Source organism: Burkholderia sp. D-99 (assembly GCF_011605345.1).
Taxonomy (GTDB): domain Bacteria; phylum Pseudomonadota; class Gammaproteobacteria; order Burkholderiales; family Burkholderiaceae; genus Burkholderia.
The window spans coordinates 746,995-771,254 of sequence record NZ_JAAOXM010000002.1 but is presented as its reverse complement, the minus strand read 5'-3'; the positions used below and the strand labels follow the sequence as shown (position 1 = coordinate 771,254).

At 64.7% G+C, this 24,260-nt stretch carries 18 protein-coding genes; 14 read left to right on the top strand and 4 right to left on the bottom strand.

The annotated features are described in order from the left end of the window. Nucleotides 1-395 precede the first annotated feature (395 nt). On the bottom strand, nt 396-530 hold the full coding sequence (locus HAV18_RS40165) for a hypothetical protein (protein WP_279573906.1): 135 nt from the start codon (nt 528-530) through the stop codon (nt 396-398). Between HAV18_RS40165 and HAV18_RS10625 the strand changes: the two genes are divergently transcribed. The 14 genes from HAV18_RS10625 (at nt 529) to HAV18_RS10560 (ending at nt 20,687) form a co-directional block, all read left to right on the top strand. Further along, nucleotides 529-3,633 (top strand): ATP-binding protein, encoded by a 3,105-nt coding sequence (locus tag HAV18_RS10625; RefSeq protein WP_166955354.1) that lies wholly within the window; start codon nt 529-531, stop codon nt 3,631-3,633. The genes HAV18_RS40165 and HAV18_RS10625 overlap by 2 nt on opposite strands. A gap of 627 nt (nt 3,634-4,260) precedes the next feature. Further along, nucleotides 4,261-4,929 carry a response regulator gene (locus tag HAV18_RS10620; protein WP_166955352.1) on the top strand — a complete coding sequence of 223 codons (669 nt, stop codon included), beginning with the start codon at nt 4,261-4,263 and terminating at the stop codon, nt 4,927-4,929. 178 nt (nt 4,930-5,107) lie between these two features. Beyond that, nucleotides 5,108-8,200 (top strand): hybrid sensor histidine kinase/response regulator, encoded by a 3,093-nt coding sequence (locus HAV18_RS10615; RefSeq protein ID WP_166955350.1) that lies wholly within the window; start codon nt 5,108-5,110, stop codon nt 8,198-8,200. Between the two features lie 420 nt (nt 8,201-8,620). Continuing rightward, complete coding sequence (locus HAV18_RS10610) at nt 8,621-9,196, top strand: fimbrial protein (protein WP_166955348.1); 576 nt, start codon at nt 8,621-8,623, stop codon at nt 9,194-9,196. Between the two features lie 112 nt (nt 9,197-9,308). Continuing rightward, the gene (locus HAV18_RS10605; protein WP_166955346.1) at nt 9,309-10,064 is read left to right on the top strand and encodes a molecular chaperone; all 756 of its coding nucleotides are present in this window, start codon (nt 9,309-9,311) and stop codon (nt 10,062-10,064) included. A gap of 205 nt (nt 10,065-10,269) precedes the next feature. Next, nucleotides 10,270-12,837 (top strand): fimbria/pilus outer membrane usher protein, encoded by a 2,568-nt coding sequence (locus HAV18_RS10600; protein WP_347814746.1) that lies wholly within the window; start codon nt 10,270-10,272, stop codon nt 12,835-12,837. A 47-nt stretch (nt 12,838-12,884) separates the two neighbouring features. Then, a complete protein-coding gene (locus tag HAV18_RS10595) occupies nt 12,885-13,820 on the top strand; it encodes a fimbrial protein (RefSeq protein WP_208101902.1) in 936 nt (311 codons plus the stop codon). Between the two features lie 429 nt (nt 13,821-14,249). Continuing rightward, the gene (locus HAV18_RS10590) at nt 14,250-14,786 is read left to right on the top strand and encodes a fimbrial assembly protein (RefSeq protein WP_166955342.1); all 537 of its coding nucleotides are present in this window, start codon (nt 14,250-14,252) and stop codon (nt 14,784-14,786) included. Between the two features lie 105 nt (nt 14,787-14,891). Then, nucleotides 14,892-17,153, top strand: coding sequence for a TcfC E-set like domain-containing protein (locus tag HAV18_RS10585; protein WP_347814745.1), 2,262 nt, complete (start codon nt 14,892-14,894; stop codon nt 17,151-17,153). A gap of 51 nt (nt 17,154-17,204) precedes the next feature. Then, on the top strand, nt 17,205-17,873 hold the full coding sequence (locus tag HAV18_RS10580) for a pilus assembly protein (protein ID WP_243771598.1): 669 nt from the start codon (nt 17,205-17,207) through the stop codon (nt 17,871-17,873). Next, nucleotides 17,870-18,349 carry a hypothetical protein gene (locus HAV18_RS10575; protein ID WP_407062415.1) on the top strand — a complete coding sequence of 160 codons (480 nt, stop codon included), beginning with the start codon at nt 17,870-17,872 and terminating at the stop codon, nt 18,347-18,349. Before HAV18_RS10580 ends, HAV18_RS10575 begins: the two co-directional genes overlap by 4 nt. Further along, nucleotides 18,346-19,365, top strand: a complete 1,020-nt coding sequence (locus HAV18_RS10570; RefSeq protein WP_166955338.1) for a hypothetical protein — start codon at nt 18,346-18,348, stop codon at nt 19,363-19,365. The genes HAV18_RS10575 and HAV18_RS10570 overlap by 4 nt, the downstream gene beginning before the upstream one ends. Before the next feature lie 8 nt (nt 19,366-19,373). Continuing rightward, a complete protein-coding gene (locus tag HAV18_RS10565; protein WP_166955336.1) occupies nt 19,374-19,928 on the top strand; it encodes a hypothetical protein in 555 nt (184 codons plus the stop codon). An 87-nt stretch (nt 19,929-20,015) separates the two neighbouring features. Then, nucleotides 20,016-20,687 (top strand): hypothetical protein, encoded by a 672-nt coding sequence (locus tag HAV18_RS10560; RefSeq protein WP_166955334.1) that lies wholly within the window; start codon nt 20,016-20,018, stop codon nt 20,685-20,687. 100 nt (nt 20,688-20,787) lie between these two features. On the opposite strand, the gene HAV18_RS10555 is transcribed toward HAV18_RS10560, so the two are convergent. The 3 genes from HAV18_RS10555 to HAV18_RS10545 are packed head-to-tail and all read right to left on the bottom strand — an operon-like array spanning nt 20,788 to nt 24,243. Then, on the bottom strand, nt 20,788-21,831 hold the full coding sequence (locus HAV18_RS10555; RefSeq protein ID WP_166955332.1) for an acyltransferase: 1,044 nt from the start codon (nt 21,829-21,831) through the stop codon (nt 20,788-20,790). Beyond that, a complete protein-coding gene (locus HAV18_RS10550) occupies nt 21,828-22,970 on the bottom strand; it encodes a hypothetical protein (RefSeq protein WP_166955330.1) in 1,143 nt (380 codons plus the stop codon). The genes HAV18_RS10555 and HAV18_RS10550 overlap by 4 nt, the downstream gene beginning before the upstream one ends. Continuing rightward, nucleotides 22,960-24,243 carry an oligosaccharide flippase family protein gene (locus HAV18_RS10545; protein WP_166955328.1) on the bottom strand — a complete coding sequence of 428 codons (1,284 nt, stop codon included), beginning with the start codon at nt 24,241-24,243 and terminating at the stop codon, nt 22,960-22,962. The genes HAV18_RS10550 and HAV18_RS10545 overlap by 11 nt, the downstream gene beginning before the upstream one ends. Between the last annotated feature and the right edge of the window lie 17 nt (nt 24,244-24,260).

The following is a 24,260-nucleotide window of genomic DNA, read 5'->3' as shown; positions in this document are numbered from 1 at the left end:
GCTTCGATCCGACGCCCGTTCGGCGCAGGTGCCGGGCGGGTTGGCTGGTCGGCGATGGTGGTACGCATGCCATCGCCGCCCGGTCTTCGTCGAAACGATGTCTTCCAAAGGTTCTTCACGTCGATTCGTGAAGAACCTTTTCTCTTTGGCGGCGAGCCGGGTACGGCCAGAGAGAATCGTTGGGACAGTCGGTATTCACGTGGGCAGTACGCGTCAAGGTGGCAGCGTGATCGGAGTTATCTCTAAAAAAACTTCAACACATTGCGTTGCCCGAGATGTTGATTCGCCGAGCACTCATTTAACGCAATGCGGAGCAAGCGACTCATATTTGTCGCATCAAATTTCGGTCAAGTCCGAAAGTATTAATAAATTCTGTGTGACGTGTACGAAATGGTTCACGCGATGAGGACGCTCGCGCGGGCCTTTGGCATGATCGGAAATCCCTCCTTTTTATAGGTGTTTTCCGAGACGATCACGGGGGCCGGAACGACGTCGTTCCGGCCGCGTTCGCGATCGTCGCCGCGCGCCATGTCGCAGAGCCCGCTTCAATCCCTTCGTCGTTATCAGAGCATTTCGGTGTTCGGCGGCGGAATCATCGTCACCATCCTTGTCCTGATCGCTTGCGGTCTCGGGATGGCGTCGATCGTCTCAGGCTATGTCGAGGGGGCGCGGCGCAACTACCTGAACGGCCTGGAGCAGACACTCAACGAAATCCAGGTGAGCGAAACCTCGTTCCGTAACGGTGTCGCGAACGCGCAGCTGATCTGGCAGGAGGCCAGCGATGCTCCTGCGGCCGTCGTCGACGAATTCTTCGTCAACGACCAACGCATCGCGACCCGGCCGCATCCGTCGCTCATCGTCGGCGTGCCCGCGCAAACCAGCAACCGGGCCGAAGTCGCGCGCTATCTGTCGTTGTCGGTCCTGTTGGCGCGCATCTGCGCGGCCAGTTCGATCAATCGCGGGCGCACGCTTGAGGGCTACCACTACAGCACGCGCACGGGTTTGTTTGCGCTGATTCCCCATCGGAACCGCGACGATCCTGCGCTGCTTTCGCCGGAAAGTCGCGCACGGGTGCTGGACGCGCTGCGCGTCGATTTCGAGCGCCCGTATCCTGGCATCGCCGATCCGCGCCCGCATGTGCGCTGGCTGGCGCCGTTCATCGATCCCGTGTCGGGGCAATCGCGCATCCGGATTGCGGCCGAGGCACGCGATAACGGCAAGCCGTTCGCGGTGCTCGTCACCGAATATCCACCTGATTACCTGCTGTCCTGGCTTGCCGACTATCGCCCGGAAGGCACGTTCTACATCAAGACGGCCGATGGCCGGCTCGTCACGATGGATCCGTCGGCGCGCGATACCGGTCGCATGGAAAGCCTGTCGAAGCTGAACCCGCGGTGGAGCGGTGCGTCGGCGTCGGGCACGCCCGTGTTCCGTGACGGTTTTCTGTTGTTTCACGGCAAGCTCGAATCGACGGGCTGGACGCTTGCGTATGCGCTGTCGTGGACCGACATCGCGGCCGGCATCGCGCAGTCGGCCGGCACGCTCGGCGCCGCGACGCTGCTCGCGCTCATGGTCATGTGGGGGCTGCTGCTGCGCTTTCATCGGCGAGAGTTCGTGCCGCTCTACGCGCGTTCGCAGCGCGTGTTCGACAGCGAAGCGCTGTGCCGCAGCGTGATCGAGATGGCGCCGATCGGGCTCGGGCTGATCGCGCGCGACGACGGGCGCTTCATGCTCGTGAGTCCTGCGCTGACGGACATGGTCGCCCGGATCGGCGGCGACTATCACGCGCTGTCGAGCCAGGTGGCCGACGCATGGCAGGCGCGCGGCGACGCAGGCGGCGTGCTGCACGACGACCTCCTGCTGGGGGGCGTGGAAGCCGCGCATCTGCACCTCGAATTCATTGCGTGCGGCGCGCGCTATCAGGGCACGGACGTGCTGATCGCCGCGGTCGCCGACATGTCGGCGAAGCGACAACTCGTGCAGCAGCTGGAAGAGGCCGTGCGCGCGGCCGATTCGGCCAACGCCGCGAAATCGTCGTTCCTCGCGGCGATGAGCCACGAGATCCGTACGCCGCTGAACGTGATACTCGGCAACCTCGAACTGCTCGAGCGTTCGGCGCTCGACGCGACCCAGCACGATCGCGTGCACACGTTGCGCACGTCGGCGACGAGCCTGCTCGCGCTCGTCAGCGACATTCTCGATTTCTCGAAGATCGAGGCCGGTGCGATGTCGGTGGAATCGATCGAATTCGACGTGATCGCGACGGTCGAGCGCGAGTTGAACGCGTTTGCGACGATCGCGAAGGCGAAGGGGGTGCAGCTATTCTGCGAGATCCATGCGAGCAGCACGCAACAGATGCGCGGCGATCCGACCCGGTTCGCGCAAGTGCTTCGCAACCTGCTGAGCAACGCGCTCAAGTTTACCGACGTCGGCTGCGTGACCGTGCGCGTCGCGGTCGTTGCCGAAAGGCACGACACGCCGGAGCTGTCGGTCGAGGTCGAGGACACCGGCATTGGCATCGCCGCTGAACATCGACGCAAGCTGTTCAACGCATTTTCGCAGGTCGACACGTCGATCACGCGGCGTTACGGGGGCACCGGGCTCGGGCTTGCGCTGTGCGACCGGCTCGTCGCGGCGATGGGCGGCCGCATCGACGTGGCGAGCGAACCGGGCGCCGGCAGCCGTTTCACAGTGCTTCTGCCGCTCGGCCTGGACGTCGTGGCACTCGCACAGCCGCGCACGGCTCACGCACACCGGCTGTCACTGATCGCCGCACATCCCGGGTGGCGCGATTTTGCATTGCCGCATCTGCGCGCATGGGGATTCGACGTCAGCGTGTACGACAGCCCGTCGAGTCTGCCGGCCGGCATTGCGCGGCACGGCGCGCTTGTGCTGTTCGGCGATTCCGACACATGGTCGCACGCGGATCTGGCCAGCCTGAGCGATTGCGCACCGCTGATACTCGCGATACCCGACGGCCCGCTCGAACCGTATCGCGCCGGCGCCACGGTACGCGTATCGAGTTATTCGCTCGGCGGCTTGCGCGCTGCGTTGGCGCTTGGCGGTCCGAGGGGCGACGAAAGCGGGATCGACGTCGCATCGGGCGATGACCCGCGGCGTGACGACTCGCATGCCCACGATCTGGCGCTGACCGAAACGTCGCGCGACGCGGCCGCGCAAGGCGTTCGCGCATTGCGCGTGCTTGTCGCAGACGACGAAACGATCAACGGCTCGATTTTCCGCGAACAGTTGTACGCGCTCGGCTGTGCGGCAACCGAAGTCGGATCGGGGCGCGAGGCGCTTGAATCGCTGGCCGGCGGCGGCTGGGACGTACTGCTGATCGGCGACGATCTGCCCGACATGCGCGCGCACCAACTGGCGGATGCGGCACGCGGCGTCGATGCGGCGTGCGACGTACTGGTCGTGACGTCGCATTTGACGCCCGACAGCCTGCACCGCTGCACGACAGCCGGTGTGCGACGCGTTTTGACGAAACCTGTGACGCTCAGGCACCTGCGCGGCGCGCTTGCGCATGCGTGGCAGTGGCGTGCCGCGACTTCGGCGAAGAAGCCATGCGCAGCCGCGTGTCCATTGGGCTCAACCAAACATGAAACGGCATTGCATGACAAGTAACCAACAGCAGCAGATGCGTCAACGAGTATTCGAGATAACAACAAAGGCAGGGTGCCGACGCGCGTCGCGCGGCAGATTTCAAATCAATACTGGAGGGGAACGCCGTGCGCCATGTAGGGAAAATATTCGCACTGTTGCTCGAATTTGCTGCACTCTCTGAGAAGTCCCGTCGGGAGTTCCTGACGATGATGAACGAGTTTTTGCTTATGTCGCCGGTTCAGCGGCGGCGCGCGCTGATCGAGTGGAAAAATCGGGTGGATGACAACTCGCGTGATCTGCCCGGCGATTCGAGCCACCGATAGCGTGCCGTGTAGCGGCACGACCGCGCTGCGGGAGAGCGCAGCCGGACGCCGTCGCGGTATCCCGTAACAGCGCCGAGCTGTTGCGAGTTTCGGCGAATCTGCGCGGCGCGGCCGTGCGGACACGTCGTGCGCTCACGGGCGCCGGCACGTATCGTCCGCTGCGTGGCCCGCGCTAGTTGCAGGGCGAACCGGGATTTATCTTAAAATTGAGTCACTATTGGTCCGGTGCGCCGTATACGGCCAGCCATCGACACGATGGCGCGAGCATGCTCCCCGTCGCGATGGGGACCGGATGCGTGACTGAAAGCCTCGGGGAAACAGGAACATGGACGAATTCTTTGTGCGCGTGATGGTGGCCGACGATCATCCGGCATCCGCGCTCGGCATGTCGCAGTCGCTGCAAGGCAATAGCACGATCAAGCTTGTCGGCACGGTTTCGAACTCGACGGACCTGGTAACGGCGCTCGACGCGCAGCAGAGCGATGTGCTCGTGCTCGACTATGTGATGCCGGGCGGCAAGTACGGCGACGGGCTCGTGCTGCTGTCGTTCCTGCAGCGCCGCTATCCGGCGCTGCATATCGTGACGATCACGATGATCGACAATCCGAGCGTGCTGCGCGCGATCCACAAGCAGGGCGTAAGTTGCATTCTCAGCAAGTCGGACGCGATCTCGCACCTGATCGGCGCTGTGCATGCCGCCTACGTCGGTGCGAACTACATGTCGCCGTACATCAAGCAGCTCCTGCAGGACATCGAATCCGAGCCCGTCGCCCGCGCACTGACGACACGCGAGATCGAGGTTGTTCGATTGTTCGGCGCGGGCTACACGGTGGGAGAGATCGCCGCGCAGCTGCATCGCAGCAAGCAAACCATCAGTTCGCAGAAGTCGAGCGCGATGAAGAAACTCGGGATCGTTCGCGACGCGGATCTGATCCGTTACAACGATGAGCAAAATCTCGCCGGCGCGTCCGGCGACGGTGCGTCGTCGACGTGACGCGCGAGGGCCGGCAGCCGCTCCGGTCGGCTTCGGGGCAGACGCCGCCGAAGTGACGCGTTGCGGGTGGGCGGAGGCGCGCCACGCGACACGATTACCCTGTTTCCCAGGGAGCCGATGCGCCCGCATCGGTGAATGATGCGGTATGCCCGGCCACGAGCAACGAGATCGACACGACATGCCCGCAAAGCTGAAAAGACTTTTCTCGCACGGCACGGTGGCCGTTCGCAAACCGTTCGAACCGGGTCGCGTCCGGCGGCAGCAGCAGTTTCTGCTGTACGGCAGCGGCGCGGCGACCTCGGTGTTCATTCTCGTGTGTGTGACGCTCGTTTTGCTGCTCGACGTGAAGGAGTCCCTCGAGCGCTTTCGCGTCGAGTTTACGGAGCACAGGGCCGAACTCGTTGCCGAGCTGGAGATCATGAGGGCGCTGCGGAATCGCTATGTCGAGGACATGGAACTGCAATGGGCCAGCGTCGTTGAGAATTCTCCGGGCTTGCCCGGGTTGCTCGCCGGCAAGCACGGCAAGCAGACGTTCGTCGGGCGGAAAGGGCGAATTGCGATCGCCGCATTCGCCGACATCCCGCCGGCCGCATCGGCGAACAGTCATTTGCCTTACCTCGCGCGCTATCTCGAGGGGGTCGAGGTGACGGGCGTCCTGCCGCCGGCGCAACCGGCCGATCCGGGCGGCACTTCCTATCTGATCGACCCGAACGGCGATTTCATCCTTGCCGCAGGGCATCCGCTGGTGAAACGAGCGCTTGCGCTGCCAGCGGGTTTCGACGTAAGGGCACGGGTCGAGCAACTGCTGCCGATAACGAAAGATACAGCCGCATTGATGACGCCCGTCGCTCGTCAAAACACGATGGCGCTCGAGCGGCGATTCGATCCGGTGCTCGGACGCTCCGTGCTGCGGATGGTGCAATGGGTGCTTGGCGCGAACGGCAGGCCGGTCGTCTGGTTCGTCATCAACAGCCCGCCGCTGGTAGAGGGGATACTGCGCTCGCCGGGCGCCGGCAGGGAATACGCGCTCGTCGATTCAGGCGGAAATCTCCTGCTCGGCAGGCAACCCGACAGCACGATGGTGGCCCGTGCGCTCGGGCATGCGCTCCACGAGGACGGCGAGCGAGCGGCCGCACATCGTGTCGGCGTGAACTTCGTTGTCAGCGACCGGGTACCGAGATCGGACGCGGTGGTGATGGCAAGCATCTCATGGCGTGCCGTTCTGGACGACGTAGCCTTGCGCGCGAGCGTGACGGTTGTACCCGCGCTCCTCATAATCGCGCTGCTGTGGGTCGCAATCGTGATGTTCGACCGGCGCGCGCTGCGCCCCGCGAATCGGCGTGCGATTCGCCTGATCGAAAGCGAGGCGCTTAACCGGGCGCTGATCCGCACTGCGCCGGCAGGGCTCGTCCTGCTGTCGTTCGCCGACGGCGAAGCGATCGTGCGCAACGACGCGCTGATCGCGTACGAGCGGGACGTGGCGGGCGAGCCGCTCGGCAAGCGGTTGTGGCGCGCGTACCGGGAGGGTGCACCCGCCGGCAACGCGCGTAAGCGCGTGACGCGGGAACTGGCCGTCGAGCGCGCGGGATACGGCACCGTCTATCTCGACGCGCACATCGTGCGCACCAGGTACCGCGGCATCGACGTGCTGCTGTGCACGCTGCTCGACATCACCGCCCGCAAGCAGGCGGAGGAGAAGCTGCACGAGGCGCGCGAAGCCGCCGAGTTCGCGAACAAGGCGAAATCGACGTTCCTTGCGACGATGAGCCACGAGATCCGTACGCCGCTGAACGCGATCATCGGTAACCTGGAGCTGATGGAGCGCGCACAGATGGCGGCGCCGCTGCGGCGCCGGCTGGGAACGATCATGTCGTCGTCCGATACGCTGCTGCGCGTGATCAACGACGTGCTCGATCTGTCGAAGGCCGAGTCGAACCAGATGGTGCTCGAAAGCATCCCGTTCGACCTGCGCCGCGTTGTGAACGAAGTGGCCGCGATCTTCCGTCCGCTCGCGGATGCGAAAAACCTTGCGCTGACGTGCCGTATTGCCCCGGATCTCGCCGATGGTTACGTGGGAGATTCGACACGGCTGAGGCAACTGGTCTCGAACCTCGTCAGCAATGCGGTCAAGTTTACGAAGCGGGGCGGCGTAACGATCGACGTGCGGCTCGCCCAAGTGGGCCCGGCCGGCCTTGGCGTCGAAATCGCCGTCCGCGATACGGGCATCGGCATTCCCAAAGACAGCCTGCCGACCCTGTTCGACGTCTATATCCAGGCCGACGCGTCGATTTACCGGCGTTTCGGCGGCACGGGGCTTGGGCTACCGCTGTGCCGGCGCATCGTGGCGCTGATGCGCGGCGAGTTGAGCGTCGACAGCCGTCTTGGCGAAGGCACGACATTCGTGGTTGCGTTGCCGCTGCCCGAAGCGCCGTCCGGCTGGCGAAACGATGCGCCGGAACCCGGGACGTTCGCGGAAGCGGCGCACGGGTATGAAGCGGAGGCGGAATCCGAAGTGGGCGCGGAAGCTGAAGCGCGCGCAGAGGCAGGCGATGACGAACCGGTGCAAGTGCTGGTCGCCGAGGATCATCCGGCCAGCCGGGCGTTGCTGCGCGACCAGCTCGACGCATTGGGCTACGACGCGACGATCGTTTCCAACGGCATCGAGGCGATGCGCGCCTTCTTCGAGCGGCCGTACGACGTCGTGCTGACCGATCTCGGCATGCCGGAGCTCGACGGCTTCGCGCTCGCGAACTTCCTGCGCGAGCAGGGCGCGCGCGTGCCCGTGATCGCGATGACGGCGCACGCGACCGACGAGGATCGCCGGCGCTGCGAACAGGCCGGTGCGGTGGAGGTCGTGCTCAAGCCGTTGTCGATCGAGACGCTCGATGCAGCGTTGCGGCGGCATGCGGGACGCGATGCGGCGTCGCCTGCGCCTGCGCACGGGCGCGCGCCTGCCGCGCCCGCGATGACCGACGAAGTGCGGCGCACGCTGCGCGACGCGACACTGCATTCGCTCGCGGCGATCGGCGACGCGCTCGCGAGCGGCGACGCCGATACGCTGCGCATCGAACTGCATTCGATGCGCGGCGGTTTCGCGCTGGCGGGCGACGTCGATGCGCGCGACGCGTGCGCACGTGCCGAACACGCGATGCGGGACGGCGGTCCGGAAGCATTGAAGCACATCTGGCATTCGATCGAGGATGCCGTCCGGTTGGCACTCAGGCGGCTGTCGATGGATGACGGGCCTGGATCAGGTCCGACAGAGAAGTAGTCCGGAGAACTGGTCGTCGGTTCGGGGCTGACGACCACCATGCCGCGAACCGCTGTTTCCGCGTCCGACGACCCGCCGTGCAAACGCGGACGAAGCCGCACTCGAGTCTGTTCAAGTTCCCCCTTCCCGCGGCAGTCGCACGAAATATTGCGGTGCATGCTCGTCGTCCTAACAGATCGCTTGGATATCTTGACAACGCGCGTCATTTGTCGGGATATGTCCCATTTATTATTTAGTACGTGTCCTATGCATATAGGACAAGGATTAGTTTTCGTCCAATTTTCCTCTGCGTGTTAACCCGAGAAAATAGCATCTGAAATGTACTCCGCAGCATTCGACACGCCGTGAGGCAAGTCTGAAGCGGGAGTGGCACTTCATTCATTTTGACAATCGTTGACAATAGCTATCAAGGGTATTCACATGCAAAAGAAAATCAGCATCGCACGTCTCGTTCAAGGCGCAGCAGCAGCGGCCGTCCTCGCATCGATGGCGCCGGCCATGGCGGCCGACGGCGAGATCGCATTCACCGGCAAGGTGCTGTCGACCACCTGCTCGATCGGCGCGGGCGGCGGTGCGACCGGCAACAAGAACATGACCGTGAAGCTGCCGAGCGTGTCGGCAAACGCACTCGAGGCCGAAGGCAATGTGGCGGGCCGTACGCCGTTCTCGATCGTGCTGAGCGGCTGCACGGGCGATTCGACGAAGGTTTCGACCGTGTTCGAGGCGGGCGACACCGTCGATTCGGCAAGCGGCCGCCTGAACCTCGTGTCGGCAGGTGCGGAAGACGCCGTCGCCGGGAACGTCCAGATCGGTCTCCTGAACGACCAGCAGCGCCCGATCAAGGCAGGCCTCGCGGGCGAGCAGCAGAACTCGCAGCAAGTCGCTCTGAAGGACGGCGGCGCAACGCTGAACTACTACGCCGAATACCACGCCATCGGCAAGGCGAGCCCGGGCTCCGCGAACTCGCGCATCCAGTACTCGCTGGACTATCAGTAATGCCAGCGCTGCCGCCGGGCGTTCGCCCGGCGGCATCTTCCTGCCCTACCTCGTGTCGGGCGGCTCCGTCCGGATGCCCGCCCGCACCCGACTCACCCAACAGGACGAACATATGAACTGGAGGCTACCGAAGCCGGCAGCTCTGCTGGCGTTGTGCGCGACGTTGTGGGCCACGGGCTCGCAAGCGAGCGTCGTGATTACCGGCACGCGCGTGATTTTCCCCGGCGATAGCCGCGAAGTGACCGTACGGCTGGCAAATGACGGCAATGCGCCTGCGCTCGTGCAGGCATGGATCGATACCGGCAACGAAAAGGAAGCGCCCGAGCAGATCTCGGTGCCGTTCGTGCTGACGCCGTCGATGTTTCGTCTCGATCCGGGCAAGGGTCAGTCGCTGCGGCTGATCAAGACGGAGGAGTCGTTGCCGGCCGATCGCGAATCGCTGTTCTGGCTCAACGTGCTGGAAGTGCCGCCGAAGGCGACCAGCGATGAAGAATCGAACAAGATCCAGCTCGCGTTCCGGTCGCGGATCAAGGTGATGTACCGCCCGAGCGGGTTGCCCGGCCGTGCCGAAACCGCGTCGAATCAATTGAAATGGCAGATCGTGCCGCAGCGCGACGGTCACGGCTATGCGCTGAAGGCATCCAATCCGACGCCGTACGTCGTGAATCTCGGCGTCGTCAACGTCGAGGTCGGCGGTCGCAAGCAAGAACTGAAGCCGAATTTCGTGCGGCCCGGCGGTGAGACCGAATTCCCGCTTCAGGGCGTGACGGCCGCTCCCGCGAGCGCTGAAGTCGAGTACGCGCATATCGACGACTGGGGCTCGATCAAGCCGTCGAAGCGTACGACTGCCGGCGCGGCGCAGAACTGACGCGCAGAGGCTCGAGCGAGGCCGGCAAACGCCGCGCCACGCGACACCGACCTTCGGCGCAGTCAGCGCCGATGACTGCTCCGGCATAGCCGACACGATACAAGCGACACCCGCGTATGCGGAATGTGTCAGTCATTTCGCATAACGAACCAAATACACGTCGAACATGAACCTTCATCTCCAACCTGGCGGTGGTGCGCGCCGCGTGCCCCGTCCAAGCGTAATCCATTCGATGGTGCTGTCGGCCCTCGCGGGCTGGACCGTGCACGCGATCGGCGCGCCGGCCGCGGCCTCGGACGTCGATGCATCGACAGCGGCCGCGACACAGGTGGCGAGCGTCGAGTTCGACAGCGGATTCCTGCCCGGCCAGCGCGGCGGGAATGTCGATCTGTCCCGGTTCGAGAAGGGCAATGCGGTGCTGCCCGGCTCGTACGGCGTCGACGTGTACGTCAACGACAATCTCGTGACCTCGATGCAGGTCGCGTTCCGCGCGTCGGCGCGCTCGATCGACGCGCAGCCGTGCTTCGGCGAAGCGCAACTGGAGGATCTCGGCGTCGACGTGCAGCGGCTGGCGCCCGACGTGCTGTCGCGGCTGCGCGACGATCGCGCATGCCTCGAACTGGCCGATGCGATTCCCGATGCGAGCACGTCGTTCGAGTTCGGCGAGCAGCGCTTGCGCGTCAGCATTCCGCAGACGGCGCTGCGCCGCAGCCCGCGCGGCTACGTGGGGCCGGAGCGCTGGGACAGCGGCGTGACGGCCGGCATGCTGAACTACAACACGAACGTGTACAGCCGTCGCGGCAGCGGTGGCCCGACGCTCACGCAGGGCTACGTCGGGCTGACGGGTGGCGTCAACGTCGGCCGGTGGCGTTTCCGTCACGAAGGCTCGTACAGCTGGTCGACGGGCGGCGGCGCGCAATACCAGGACATCGCGACTTATGCACAGCGCGATCTCACCGCGCTGAAATCGCAGCTCACCATCGGCGAATCGTATACGTCGGGCGAGCTGTTCGACTCGACCCAGTTCCGCGGCGTGCAGCTCGCGTCGGACGACCGGATGCTGCCCGACTCGGTGCGCGGCTTTGCGCCTGTCGTGCGCGGCGTTGCGAACACCAACGCGAGGGTGACGATTCGCCAGAATGGCCTGACGATCTACGAGACGACGGTTGCGCCGGGCGCGTTCGAGATCGACGACCTGTATCCGACCGGCTATGGCGGCGACCTGATCGTGCAGGTGACCGAAGCCGACGGCTCCGTCCACCAGTTCAGCGTGCCGTACGCAGCCGTGCCGATGTCGCTGCGGCCGGGCATTCACCGCTACAGCTTCGTCGCGGGCACGGTGCGTAACACGCAGAGCGATCGCAATCCGCTGTTCATGCAGGGCACCTGGCAGCAGGGCCTGACGAACCTGGTGACCGCATACGGCGGCGTGACCGTCGCGCAGGGCTACCTGTCCGGCATGATCGGCACCGCGCTCAACACGCGATATGGTGCGTTCGGCCTCGACGTCACGCAGGCGAGCACGTCGGTGCCGGGCATGAAGCGCTTCAGCGGCACGAGCGCGCGGCTCAGCTACGCGAAGTCGATCACGCAGACGCAAACCGACGTCGCGCTCGCCGCGTACCGCTATTCGACGAGCGGCTTTTTCGGGCTGAACGACGCGATGCTCGCGCGCGAGCGCGTCGCGAACGGCGGGAATGTCGACTCGGTCGCGCGGCAGCGCAGCCGCACGTCGCTGTCCGTGAACCAGGCGCTCGGCGAGCGCGCGGGGCGACTCGCGCTCAACGTGTCCGCGACGAACTACTGGAACCGTGGCGGCACCGACGTCACCTATTCGGCAACGTACTCGAACACGTTCCGGCGCATGACCTACGGCGTGTCGGTGCTGCGTCAGCAGAACAGCATGGGGCGCAGCGACACGCAGTACTACGTGAGCGCGACGATCCCGTTCGGTCGCACGTCGCCGGTGACGGCCACCACGAGCTTCTCGCACAGCACCAGCGGCCAGAACCAGGCGCTCGCGACGCTCTCGGGCTCCGCAGGCCGCGACGACAACGTGTCGTACAGCGTCACCGCGAACCGCACGTCCGGCTCCGGCAATGCGAGCAACGACGGCAGCGGCAGCGTCGTCTATCGCGGTGCGGCCGGCGAGCTGTCGGCGACGGTCGGCGCGGGGTCCGGCTACCAGCAGGGCTCGGTCGGCATCCGCGGCGGGATGGTCGCGCACAGTGGCGGGCTGACGCTGTCGCAGCCGCTGTCGGAGACGTTCGCGATCGTCAAGGCCGACGACGCGGCCGGCGCACGCGTGATGAATTCGGCAGGTGCGCGGGTCGACGGGCGTGGCTACGCAGTCGTGCCGTTCCTGACGCCGTATTCGCTGAACGCGATCGAACTCGATCCGGAAGGATTGTCCACGGACGTCGAGATGAAATCGACGACGCAGCAGGTCGCACCGCGCGCGGGCGCGGTGCCGCTGGTCGAGTTCGCGACGACGTCGGGCAAGTCGGCCGTGATCGATGCGCGGCGCGGCGACGGCAGCGCACTGCCGTTCGGCGCGGCGGTCGTCGATGCGCAGGGCAACGAAATCGGCGTCGTCGGCCAGGGCAGCCGGATCTTCGCGCGCGGGCTGGTCGACGACGGCACGCTGACGGTGCGCTGGAGCGACACGGGCGACGCATCGTGCTCGATCAAGTACTCGCTGCCGGTCGCGAAGAGCAAGGCGGCTGCGCGCGGCGTGCGCCACCTTCATTCGGTATGCGTCGCGGGCCGGTGAGGCCCGGGCGCGATCTCATGGATTCGATTCGGAAACAGGATAATCAGATGACGCACACGACAACGACAGGAACCCGCGCGATGGCCGCCGTAAGGCTGCGCACGATTGCGCTGATCGGGCTGGCGGCCGGAACCGTGCTGGGCGCGATGCCCGCGCACGCCGTGGACGCGTTCGGGCAGCAGATTTCGATTCCGAAGAACACGCCGAGCGGCACCGTGCTCGCGCGCTATTACATCACGCCGCAGCAAGCGTGCGGCAAGCCGACGTGCTCGATCAAGACGGTGTGGAACTACCCGAACGGCGGCGCGTCCGGCCCGGGGCCGACGGTGACGACCAACGTGTCGGGCGTGTCGGCCCGCATGCTGATCAACGGGCAGTCGCACCCGACCACCGACCCTGTGCTGATCGAAATCACCCAGCCGATCGAAGTGCAGTTGCTCGGAGACGGGCGCCCGAACCTTGGCGGGTCGCTGGCAGGCAGTGCCGGCAATCCGGCTTATTTCGGGATGGCCCTTGTGGGGGGCGGGTCCGTCTATATTAATCTGAGGGGCCAGATCACGCCGATCGACGGCACTTGCTCAGTGCCGAACCAGACGGTCACGATTCCGCCTGTCAACAAGCAGAAGTTCGGCGACATCGGTTCGACGGTTGGCACGCAGAGTTTCTATCTCCGCGTCGACAATTGCCCGAAGGGCTATAACCAGGTCGGCTACACGCTCAACCCCGTTGGTGGCGTGATTGCGAACGCAACGGGCGTGCTGCCGCCAGGTGCAGACACGACGGCCGCGGGCGTGCAGATCCGCATTGCCGATGCGGCGGGCACGCCCGTGACGTTCGGCCGGTCGATCAAGCTCGATGCATACAGCAAGACGACGGGCGGTTCGTACGCAATTCCGATGCAGGCGTCCTATATTAAGACGGGTCCAACGGTGGGTACCGGCACGGTTAGCGGCGCGATGGTCGTGCTGATGGATTATCAGTGATGACAGCGTGTCGGTTTTAGGGAGAATTTTTTGAGATTTTTAGTGATTAAATATTGATGTCGATGGGACAAGTCTAAATATTCGTAAAATGCCGATCGACGGTGGAAGTGCCGAGGTGGAAATTCAAGCTGAATCGGTCTGATTGTGCGGTATGCAGCGTTGTCTATGTGCCATGGAGAAGAGGGCGCGATCACGGTGGCGGCAGTGCTCGGTGCCGCTCATATCTGCGCCATAAATCGCCATTTCGCTGAATTTCGTATATATCCGATTATTTTTTGAAGAAATATCGGTCAAGTTCTATTTATCTGGTGGTATGGTCGGCGAGTAATATTTGGTTCGTGGATTTCATTTTTCCACGCAAGGATTTCCGATCCGGTTTGAAGTGGACGGCAATTGCTTATTCAAGTCTATTTTTATAGAGACCATTCGATGAAACTCAGCAAACTCATTCTGGCACTCGGCATCAGCGGCGCACTGTTCGGCATCGCACAGACGGCACAGGCCGACGCAGTGTCGAAGAAAATCACGCTGACCGCACAGATCAACGACGCAATCTTCGTGTCGAAGCCGGACGGTTCGACGTGGTACGGCTCGGAAGAGCTGGCCCCGACCGACCACACGCAATCGAAGTTCACGAAGGTGCTGCCGGTTCGCGTGTTCACGAAGAGCGCCGATTTCAACGTGTCGCTGGCCCAGCCGCTGAAGATGTCGAGCGGCGCGTATGAAATGAAGAATGCGAAGGTCACGCTGTCGACCAACGCGGGTCCGCAGGAAGTCAAGTTCGGCGCTGTCCAGAAGATCACGCAAACCACGCCCGGCAACGGCGGCTTCGACGAGACCCACAACCTGACGATCGACGTCGAAGCGCCGATCCAGAACGGCTCGATCAGCACCAACGGCAGCTACAGCGGCGATCTCGTGATGGTGTTCGAGCCCGTCGCATCGTCGGGCGGCCAGACGCCGTAATACCCCTCCCTCCGCGAGCCCCGTTCCATGGGGCTCGCCTTCCGCTTCGCCGCCCGGCCGTCGTGCCGGGCCTGCCCGTCACGATTCTCGTCAGAAGAAAGCAACGTGTTCGCTTATCAGGCTCCGTTTCGTTTCAACAAGCTGTGGCTCGGTGCATGTCTTTTCATTTCATCGCACTCGTACGCAGAACTAAAGGTATCGTATGGCGTGCCGGAAGGATTCAGCGCGGCCGAGCTGGACGACAGCGCGAGCTATGTGGCGACGTTCAACGGGCTGACGCTGCCGGGCTTGATCCGTTATTCGCCGGAAGCCGGCGCACTCGTCTTCGACGAAGCGAAGTACGAGGAAAACGGGATCTCCCGAAGCGACATCGACACGCTTCACCGTGTCGTTTCGCAGCTCGACTACAAGCAATGCAGCAATGGCTGCGATCTCGAGATCGCCGGCCATCACGTTACCGTCGACAAGCTGAAGCGTTCGATCGCCATTCGCGATGCAAGCGAGGATTACGTCGCACCCGTCACCGGCGTGGGCCTCGTCAACAACCAGTCGCTCGACTTGCGCGCGGCATCCGACGGCTATCGCACGGCCAACGTGAACGGCAACACCTGGGTCGGGCTGCCGTTCCAGAGTTTCGGGTACATGAGCTGGTACGCCAGCCGCACCGACACGCGCGCATACAGCGGTAGTTCGAAAGGCGTGTCGTCGTATTTCCTGCAGAAGAATTTCGCCCGTACCTACATGCGAGCGGGCAAGCAGAACAGCATCGACTATGCGGCCGGGTCGGTCAGCACGCTGCTGTCGCCGAGCTTCGATCAGTTCGTCACGGTCGGAAGCCAGACACACCTGCAGGCCGACAGCCGTGCGGGGTCGCTGATCCTGTACGCGACGGCCGAAGGCAATTACGAGTTTTACCGCGATGGCCGTCTCATCCTGAAACGGCCGGCCATGCTGGGCCGCAACGAAATCAACTTCGCCGACCTGCCGGGCGGCTACTACTCGGTCGATGTTCGTCTCGTCGACCGCAACGGCAACCTGATCAATCGCGAAACCCGCGAGATCAACAACCTCAATTTTGGCGCGAGCAGCGGCAACGCCTGGCACGTGACGGCCGGCAAGGAGATGGGCGAGGGCGGCTACCTGCTCGAAGCCGCGATGAGCCGCAACCTGCAGCAGTTCTACCTGAACGCGTCGGTGCTCGCCGGGCGGGGCGGCAAGTGGGCGGCCGAAGTGAACGTCACGCGGCCGATGCGGGTTCGCGGCATCGACGTCACGCCGACGCTCGGCGTGCTGAGCGGCGAGCGCAGCACGGGCGGCTACATCAATATCTCGACCGCGAGCGAAGCGCTGGGCAGCTTGTCGCTGAGCCGCTACCAGAACACCAACGTCTCGCGCTTCTATGCCGGGCAGCCGAGTACGGCCGTGTCGTACAGCCGCAACGTGCGCGGCGCGACGTTTGGCTACAACTACCGGAAATCGAATTTCGGCGAGTCGCAGCAGGCCGAAGTGCGCTGGAACTATCGGCCGAACGGCTTGTGGGGCACGTTCGCGCTGGGTGTGCAGAAAGGCGGCTTCCAGCGTAGCGGCAACGGCGGCTACGGCGTGTACTTCAACATGACGATGATGCTCGATCGCGTGCAGGGTACCTTCAGCGCGACGCACGCGGGCGGGCAGACCCAGGTCAGCGCCGACGTCCGCAAGGAATTCATCGACAGTTTCGGCTCGACGACGGCCGGCTTGACCGGCAGCCGTATCGGCAACGATTACAGCGTCAACGTGTACGGCACCCGTGCCGGCTCGCGCGGCGATGCATCGCTGAACCTCGGCCATAGCAGCGCGGGCAGCAACGTGGATTTCAACTATCGCGGCATGGTCGCGGCCAACCGCGACGGCGTCGCGTTCGGACGCTACAGCCCGAGCGGCACCGCGATGCTGCTGAAGACGCCGGCCGTCGACGGCATGGCGTACGGCTTCAACGTCGAAGGCAGCCCCGTCGGCAACGGCAGCACCTACGCGGTGCCGCTGAATGCGTATCGCGATGTGCCGTTCGCGCGCGTGATGAGCAGCAGCGAACAGGTCGACATGAACGTCGAGGTGCCCGCGAATATTGTTCGCGCGCACCCCGGGCAGGTGTATTCCGCGAAGGCGCGGATCGACATCAACATGGTCTACAGCGGTTTCCTGACGGACGCCGATGGCCGGCCCGTCAGCGGGAAGGTCGTCGAGACGGGCGACACGGTGCATCCGAACGGGCTGTTCTCCGTGATCAGCAAGACGATGCTGTCGAAGATCACGATCGATTCGGACGGCCAGCGCCGCACGTGCAGCCTGAAGCAACCGAACGGCAACTACTTCCGCTGCGAATGACGGCCCCGACAACGACTTCAATGGATGGACGATATGAATCTTAAACGGCGAATGGTACGCCTAGCGATAGGCGGCCTGTGGCTGGCGGCCGCACTGTCGGCGCGTGCTGAAGGCGAACTGATGGTGATGCCGGCAACCACCAAGGTATTCAACGGTCACGATCAGCAGGTCAGCGTGAGGAACAGTGGCGATGCGCCGCTTTATCTGTCCGTGTTCCTGCAGAAGGTGACGAATCCGGGCATGACGCCCGAGACGAAGGTGGCGCTCGGCGATCTCCAGCATCCCGGCATACTCGCGAGCCCCGAGCGGATGACGCTCGGGCCGAACCAGGCGCGCTCGATCTCGCTGAAGTCGCTGGCGGAGCCTGACCACGAAGCGCTGTACCGGCTGTATGTGCTGCCAGTGCGGTCGCTGAAGGTGGACGATGCGCCGCAGGACAAGATCACGGCGCCGATGTCGATTGCCGTCGGCTACGGCGTGCTCGTCCGGCACATGCCGCCGCCCGGCAAGCAGCGCAGCGGCTGGACGCATCGTTGCGAATCCGGCGGGATCACGCTGGAGGCCACCGGGAATGTGCGCCAGATCTTCACGGACGTGTCGTATGGCAATGCTCAGCCGGTACAGACGATCGCCGTGTTTCCCGGCACGCCGCAGCGATTCGCGACGCGCCGGATGACGCTGAACGCCGGCAGCGCACCGCAGGCGCTGGAGTGTCCGTGAAGCGGCGCGTGTTCGGCGTCATTGCCGCGCTGTGCTGCATGCCAGCCCTCGCGGCGGGCGTGCTCAAGCTGTCGCGCACGGAGTTGACGCTGGAGCCGGGCAAGCCTCCGGGCGAGTTGTATGCCGAGAACGTTGGCGACACACCGCTGTACCTGAACGTCGAGCAGGCGCTGCTGACGAATCCGGGGCAAACGCCCGAGCATCTCGTGCCCGTGTCGGCAGTCAGCCGGCCCGGCCTGCTCGTGTTGCCGAGCCGGCTGACCGTCGCGCCCGGGCAGAAATACCGGATCGGGCTGCGAACATTCGATACGCCGCCGGGTACCCCGGCTGATACGCAGGTCTGGCGTGTGACGTTTCGTCCGAAGGAACGGATTGTCGTCGATACCGTGCAGGGCGACGGTGCGCATGCGCCGCTATTCGTCAGCGTCGGTTATGGCGTTCTGATCTATCAGTTCAAGCATGCGAGGGCAGAGTGAACGATTCGATTTTCAAGCGCGGAATGGCGCTGTTATTGCGTTGCGTAATTCTGGTGGCAGGCGTTATGCCGATGCATGGAAACGCGGCGCCGCTGTACAACCTGCTGTTGGATAACCTCAGCAATGGTTACGGTTCGTGTGTGTGGCAGAACAACGGGAACGGCACCAGCACGATCAACCTGACCATCGACTACAAGAAGGCCCAGGGGCATACGCATGGCAAGAATTTCCAATCCCGGGGGATCCTGGTCTATACGTACGACTCGAACGGCGTCATGCGGGCCAGCAGCAAGGCGGCCAGTGTTGTCTCGATGAACGGCAAGCCGCACAGCACCGTCTATGAAGGCAATGGGTACGCCATGTATGCCAGAACATATGAGGAGCGCGATCCAGATTGGATGAACACAGACGCCCATGTCGCGAATGTATCGGTCCTGATTTCGAATTCGGTGATCCAGGACTGGCCGGCCGTCGCCATCCGGGCTGGCAATTTCACGCCCGGCGACGACATCGGCGAGATCAAGGGCGGCGCCTATCTCAGCACGCTCGGCGGCAGCCCCGGGTGCAAGGTGGTCGATCCCATCATTCCTCCACCGGAGCCTCCGCCCGCGATTAACGTCGTCGTCGCCGCGCCGGATTGGGATCTCGGAGAATTGTTCCGTGGCGATGCCGTCGAGAAGACGCTCGCCCGTCCCGCCGACCAGCTTTGCTTTACCTACTCGGGCGTCGCCGGCACGAAAAACTTCGTCATCGATGCGCAGAGCAAGAACGGCATCGCAGCGAATCGCTATCTGCTCCGGAACGTGTCGGACGCGAGCCTGACGATTCCGTACGACCTGACGCTCGACAGCGGCACCGCGAGTTTCACGGTGCCGAACGCCGCCAAGCGTCCGATCGCGCTGAACAAGGACAACCGGACCTGCTTCGCCCCGACCTTCCGCACGTGGATCGATTCGATCGTCAAAACCGGCGACTACAGCGATGTCCTTACGTTCATGATTTTCACCAAATCCTAGGAGGCATGATGCGAGCACGTATTTTCGGCCTGTTGCTGGCCGCATTGGCAAGCCTGCCGGCCACTGGGGCCGCGGAAGACGGGATGTTGCTGATCAGCGGCAAGACCGAGAGCAAGATCACGGCCCACGTGATCCGACCGGACATTCTCGACGTCACCGACGCGAACGGCGGGTCGCTCGATAGCGGCCTGAAGCTGGCGCAGCTCGGCGGATGGGAGACCGCCTACGAAGTGCAGGCGCGGCTGCGCGTGGTGTCGACCACCGGGCAGTTTCGCGTGCGGCTCGACGAGCCGTTGCGGATCGTCCATCAGTCGAAGCCGGCGCAGGTATTCCGTTCGCCGACGGTCCGGTTCGGTGCGGAAGGCAATGCAATGCAGCCGCTCGCGGTCGGGCAGGGCATCTCGTTCCGGAATCCGAAGCCGCCGTCGCCCGACGTCGATTCGATCGGGTTCTACGACCTCGCCGTGTCGGCGTTCCCGCCGGAAGGCGACTTCAAGAGCACGTCCGGCACCTATACGGGCACGCTCGCGCTGACTTTCGAGCCGCTGGCCGTCGCGCCATAGCGGTGGCGGGCCGGTGCGCCCGCCGGCGTTGTCGCGATTACCTTCGCATCCGGTTTTTCCCGTGCTGATATGAAATTGCCTGTTTTGATGTTGCCCCTCGTCGCGCTGCTCGGTTGCCTGGGCGGCGCGCGCTCCGCCGCCGCCGCGATTGACGTTATCCCGAAGGAGATCATCGTCGGCAAGGACACCGAATTCGTGCAGATCGTCAACAACGGCGACCGGCCCGAGTTCGTGAACGTATCGCTCGCGCGTCTGCTCAATCCGGGCGTGCCGGTGGGCGACGAAACCACGCAGCCGGTCGGCGGCATCGAGCGGCCGTCGCTGTACGCGTATCCGTTCCGCATGAGCCTCGCGCCGGGGCAAGCGAAGACGATCGCGGTCAAGCCGATGCAGGCGGTCGATACGGAAACCGTGTACCGGCTCGACGTCAGGCCCGTGATCAACGCTTCGAGCGAGAAGCGGCAGGCGATGGCCGGCAGCATCGTCGTCAATCTCGGCTTCAGCGCGCTGGTCCGGCAACTGCCGGCCAGCGAGAAGGCGACGCTGTCGGTGAGTTGCGATGCGTCGGGCGCGCAGCTCGCCGCGACGGGCAACGTTCGTTATACGGTGAAGAAGGCCGAGGTGGACGGGCAGCCCGTCGAGCGCTTCAACGTGTATCCGGGGGTGCCGCGCCCGTTGACGGGGCGTGTCGTGAAGATTCCGGGGCAGCCCACGTGCAGTGGGCGGGCGGATTCGGCGGCGACAGATATCGGCCGATAGTTCGGGTACCGGCTCGAATCCGACGCTTGCAATGCCCATAGCAGCCAGCTGAGTCCGGCTTGTCGCATTCCGGGCCGTGCATGTGGTCTTCTGTTTGTGATCACGTCGCCGATTCAGCCGCGCCGCGTGCGAGCCGGAATCTCCGGTTCAGCGCCTTCAACATCGGACGTTCGATCCATACGTGACAGACGTAACCGCAGACGCAGGCCACGCCGAGGATCGCGCACGCGGCGCCAAGGCCCGCCCCCGTGCGCGGATCGGCGCGCAGTCCGGCAAGCTTGCCGGCCATGCCGATCACGTACGGATGGATCAGATAGATCGAATAGCTGGAGGCGCCGAGCGCTCCCATGATCCGGCTCCTTTGGGTCCAGTTCCACTGGTCGAGCGCGACGAGTGCGACGATCAGCACGAACGCGGGGCCACCCCACAGCACGACCCGCGCGAACCCTTCCGGCGTGCCGTAGCGCATCTGCAGCAACGGGATTGCCGCGATGGCGGCAATGGTGACGGCAGCCCATGCGGGCGCGGCGATCCGCTTCGCGATGCCGGCTTGCAGCACACCGTACGCGACGACACCGAGACCGAACTCCAGCACGAACGGCTGCCCGAGATGGCCGACTACGGTAGCGCCAGATGGGTCGACAACGGCCACGCATATGCACAGCAACGCAAGCGTCAGCGCGGCGAACGTGGTCGCATGACGCGCGCGCACGCAGCCGAGCGCGGCTGCGGCGACGAGATAGAACAGCATCTCGCACTCAAGCGTCCAGCCGTTGAGATTCAGCGGCCCCCAATGGCCGTTTTCCTTCACGTATGGGATGAACAACAGCGACTTGACGAGATAGTCGGGCGCTGCTGTCGTCGTGTTCAGCCAGTGAGGACGAAGCAGCGCGATCGCGTAGATGCCGAGCGTTGTCACCCAGTAGAGCGGCACGATCCGGATCAGGCGCTTGACGAGGAAATCGCGCCCCTCGTACGGTGCGACGCACGACATGATGAATCCGCTGATCACGAAGAAGACGTCGACGCCGGCCTGCCCGGACGGCAGCACGTGCAAGTGATAGGCGACCACAGCGAGCGCGGCGAGCGCCCGTGCGGACTGGATGTTCTGGTAGATCGGTCGGTGTCGTGTGTTTGCGCTCACATGCCCCGCCGGATTGGGTGCCGCGAAGGCGAGATTGCGGACGGAGGCGAGTCCGCTTCGACACCGCCTTCGGCGACAGCATCGGCGCCCTGCATGGGCGTCGAGCGACCCAGCCGGCGTAGCTGGCGCGCGAAGCCGGCGAACTGCATTGCGCACAGCAGCGACACGCTCGACAAATGGCGCGTGTAACTGCCGAGATCGGGCTCGAACAGCATCGACACGGCGACATGCCCGATGACGAGCGACGCGAGCACGTCGCGGGCCAGCTGGCCGTCGCCGGGCGTGCGCCGCCACACGGCGGCCAGCGCGATCCAGACAAACGCCTGCATGGCGATTTCCTTCGGCCCGGGCGAGAACAGCACCGGCAGATTCAGCCGCAGCGTCGCATACAGGTAATCGACGGAGAACGCGAAAAACGACGTCGGGGCGACCGGGTTGTGGAAGCTGGTGCGCGCGCCGTACGGCGAACCGTATGCGAGGTAGTCCGCGGCCATGTCGCGCGGATGCAGCAGCAGGTAATACGCGTCGTTCGGCAGCAGCACGAGCATGAGCGGCGCGGCGAGCATCAGCAGCGTCCTGCGGCGCCATGAGCCTCGCCGGAACAGCAGCACGGCGAATGCGACCCCGAGGATCAGCACGAAATAGCTGCGCACGATTGCCGCGTAGGCGCTGTACAGCACGACGGCCGCCGCGATCGCGGCGAGCGCCGGGCGGCGTTGCGCGACCCTGGCCAGCACGATCGCGATCAGCACGACGAGCGTGTCCTTGCTCGCGACGAACAGGTTGAAGAACACGCAGGGCACGAGCAGCACGAGGCTCGCCGCGAGCGAACCGATACGGCGCCCCTGCGCGATCATCAGGCAGATGAACAGCGCGCCGACCGCGGCGGTGAACGCGTGAGTGCCGCTGACGCCCAGCATCGTGTAGAACTTCGCGACGGCATCGAACGAGGTGCCGTCGTAGTCGCCCGATCCGCCGATCTGGCTCTGGATCTTCTCCGCGTCGCGGAACACGTATTCCGGGAGGAACGTGCCGGCCTTCGCATAGACGATCCAGTAAAGCAACACGGCCAGCGCCGCGATCGCGCGGGTCAATCCGCGACTGAGGGGCGGCCCTGCGCCAATCAGCTTATGCAGCATCGGGTACGCTCCTCCGGATCGCGCCGGCCGCGTGGGTTCGCACGCTGCGCAGGACGATCGGCGCCAGCGCGGCGACGATCGCGATGCTGGCCGTCAGATGCGCGAGCGCCGCACCGGTCGTGCCGAAACGCGCGATCAGGTACCACGCGGTCGGCACGCAAACCAGCGCGATGCCTGCCATCGACAGCGTGACGGCGACGCCGGTCCGCAACGCGATCGCGGCCGCCCACAGCACGTCGGCGGCCGCGCGCAGCACGAACGACGCAAGCAGTACCGCCAGCAACACGACCTCGTGCGCACCGGCCCGTTCGTTCGCGAGCCGAAACAGGTCGTCGTGCACGGCGAGGATCGCGACGGAAAGCAATGTCGCCAGCCCCGCGCTGGCCGCCACCGCACGGCGCAGCCGACGACGGAAGTCGGCGGGGTCGTCTGTGAGCACACGCACGAAACCTGGCGCGGCCGTGGCGACGACCGTCGCGAAGGCGATCGCCTGCACGGCGTTGGCGACCGACCACGCGAAAACATAGCGGCCGAGCGAGTCGGCACTTGCGTGGCCATTGGCGATGAAGCGCTCGACGTACTGCAGGATCGACAGCAGCCCGCCTGCCGCGTAGAACGGCAGGCCTCGCAGCCAGACCTCGATCATGTCGCGGGCCGCCGGCATGCGTGCGATTCGCCCCGCGTGGCCGGCCCGTCGCGCAAGCACGCCGATGCGATGCCACGACACGGCCACGACGCACGCATTGCACACGAACCACAGCGCGAATACGGCTTCGATCGAGCGTATCGCACCGACGAGCAGGCCGGCGCACGCGATGGCGGCCCATCCGCCGGTGCGGACGAACTGGAGCAACGAGCCCGCGCGCGCGCGGTGCAGTGAGAACATCCATGTATTCGTTTCGAATGCCGCGTGCTCGGCGAGCGCAACGAGCAGGACGCACCCCAGTACGCGCGCCGACGGGCCGAATTCACCGGCTGAAAAACCGGCGAGCGATGCGATCGCGAGCGACGTGCAGATCAGCAGATACAGCCCGGCGAACGCGGTGCCCAGCCTGCGCGCCTCGCCGATCGCGGGCAGCGGGTCGCTCGCGCTCAGCCGGCGGTTGAGTTCCGTGCTGAAGCCGAGCCCGAGCAGCTTCGACGCGACGACGGACGCGGCGACCGCGAGCCCGTAGACGGCGAACGCATCGAAGCCGAGCGCGCGCGCGATGATGATCGTCAGGCCGAACTTCAGGCCGAGCGCGGCGAATCTGAGGGTGAGTCGAATGAGCATTGGCAGCCTTCAGGTCG

Excerpts from the sequence above, each read along its gene's own strand:
- HAV18_RS10625 (WP_166955354.1), top strand. The coding sequence starts at position 529 with ATGTCGCAGAGCCCGCTTCAATCCCTTCGTCGTTATCAGAGCATTTCG.
- HAV18_RS10605 (WP_166955346.1), top strand. The coding sequence starts at position 9,309 with ATGAACTGGAGGCTACCGAAGCCGGCAGCTCTGCTGGCGTTGTGCGCG.
- HAV18_RS10595 (WP_208101902.1), top strand. The coding sequence starts at position 12,885 with ATGACGCACACGACAACGACAGGAACCCGCGCGATGGCCGCCGTAAGG.
- HAV18_RS10565 (WP_166955336.1), top strand. The coding sequence starts at position 19,374 with ATGCGAGCACGTATTTTCGGCCTGTTGCTGGCCGCATTGGCAAGCCTG.
- HAV18_RS10560 (WP_166955334.1), top strand. The coding sequence starts at position 20,016 with ATGTTGCCCCTCGTCGCGCTGCTCGGTTGCCTGGGCGGCGCGCGCTCC.
- HAV18_RS10610 (WP_166955348.1), top strand. The coding sequence starts at position 8,621 with ATGCAAAAGAAAATCAGCATCGCACGTCTCGTTCAAGGCGCAGCAGCA.
- HAV18_RS10545 (WP_166955328.1), bottom strand. The coding sequence starts at position 24,243 with ATGCTCATTCGACTCACCCTCAGATTCGCCGCGCTCGGCCTGAAGTTC.
- HAV18_RS10620 (WP_166955352.1), top strand. The coding sequence starts at position 4,261 with ATGGACGAATTCTTTGTGCGCGTGATGGTGGCCGACGATCATCCGGCA.
- HAV18_RS40165 (WP_279573906.1), bottom strand. The coding sequence starts at position 530 with ATGGCGCGCGGCGACGATCGCGAACGCGGCCGGAACGACGTCGTTCCG.
- HAV18_RS10590 (WP_166955342.1), top strand. The coding sequence starts at position 14,250 with ATGAAACTCAGCAAACTCATTCTGGCACTCGGCATCAGCGGCGCACTG.
- HAV18_RS10615 (WP_166955350.1), top strand. The coding sequence starts at position 5,108 with ATGCCCGCAAAGCTGAAAAGACTTTTCTCGCACGGCACGGTGGCCGTT.
- HAV18_RS10550 (WP_166955330.1), bottom strand. The coding sequence starts at position 22,970 with ATGCTGCATAAGCTGATTGGCGCAGGGCCGCCCCTCAGTCGCGGATTG.
- HAV18_RS10580 (WP_243771598.1), top strand. The coding sequence starts at position 17,205 with ATGGTACGCCTAGCGATAGGCGGCCTGTGGCTGGCGGCCGCACTGTCG.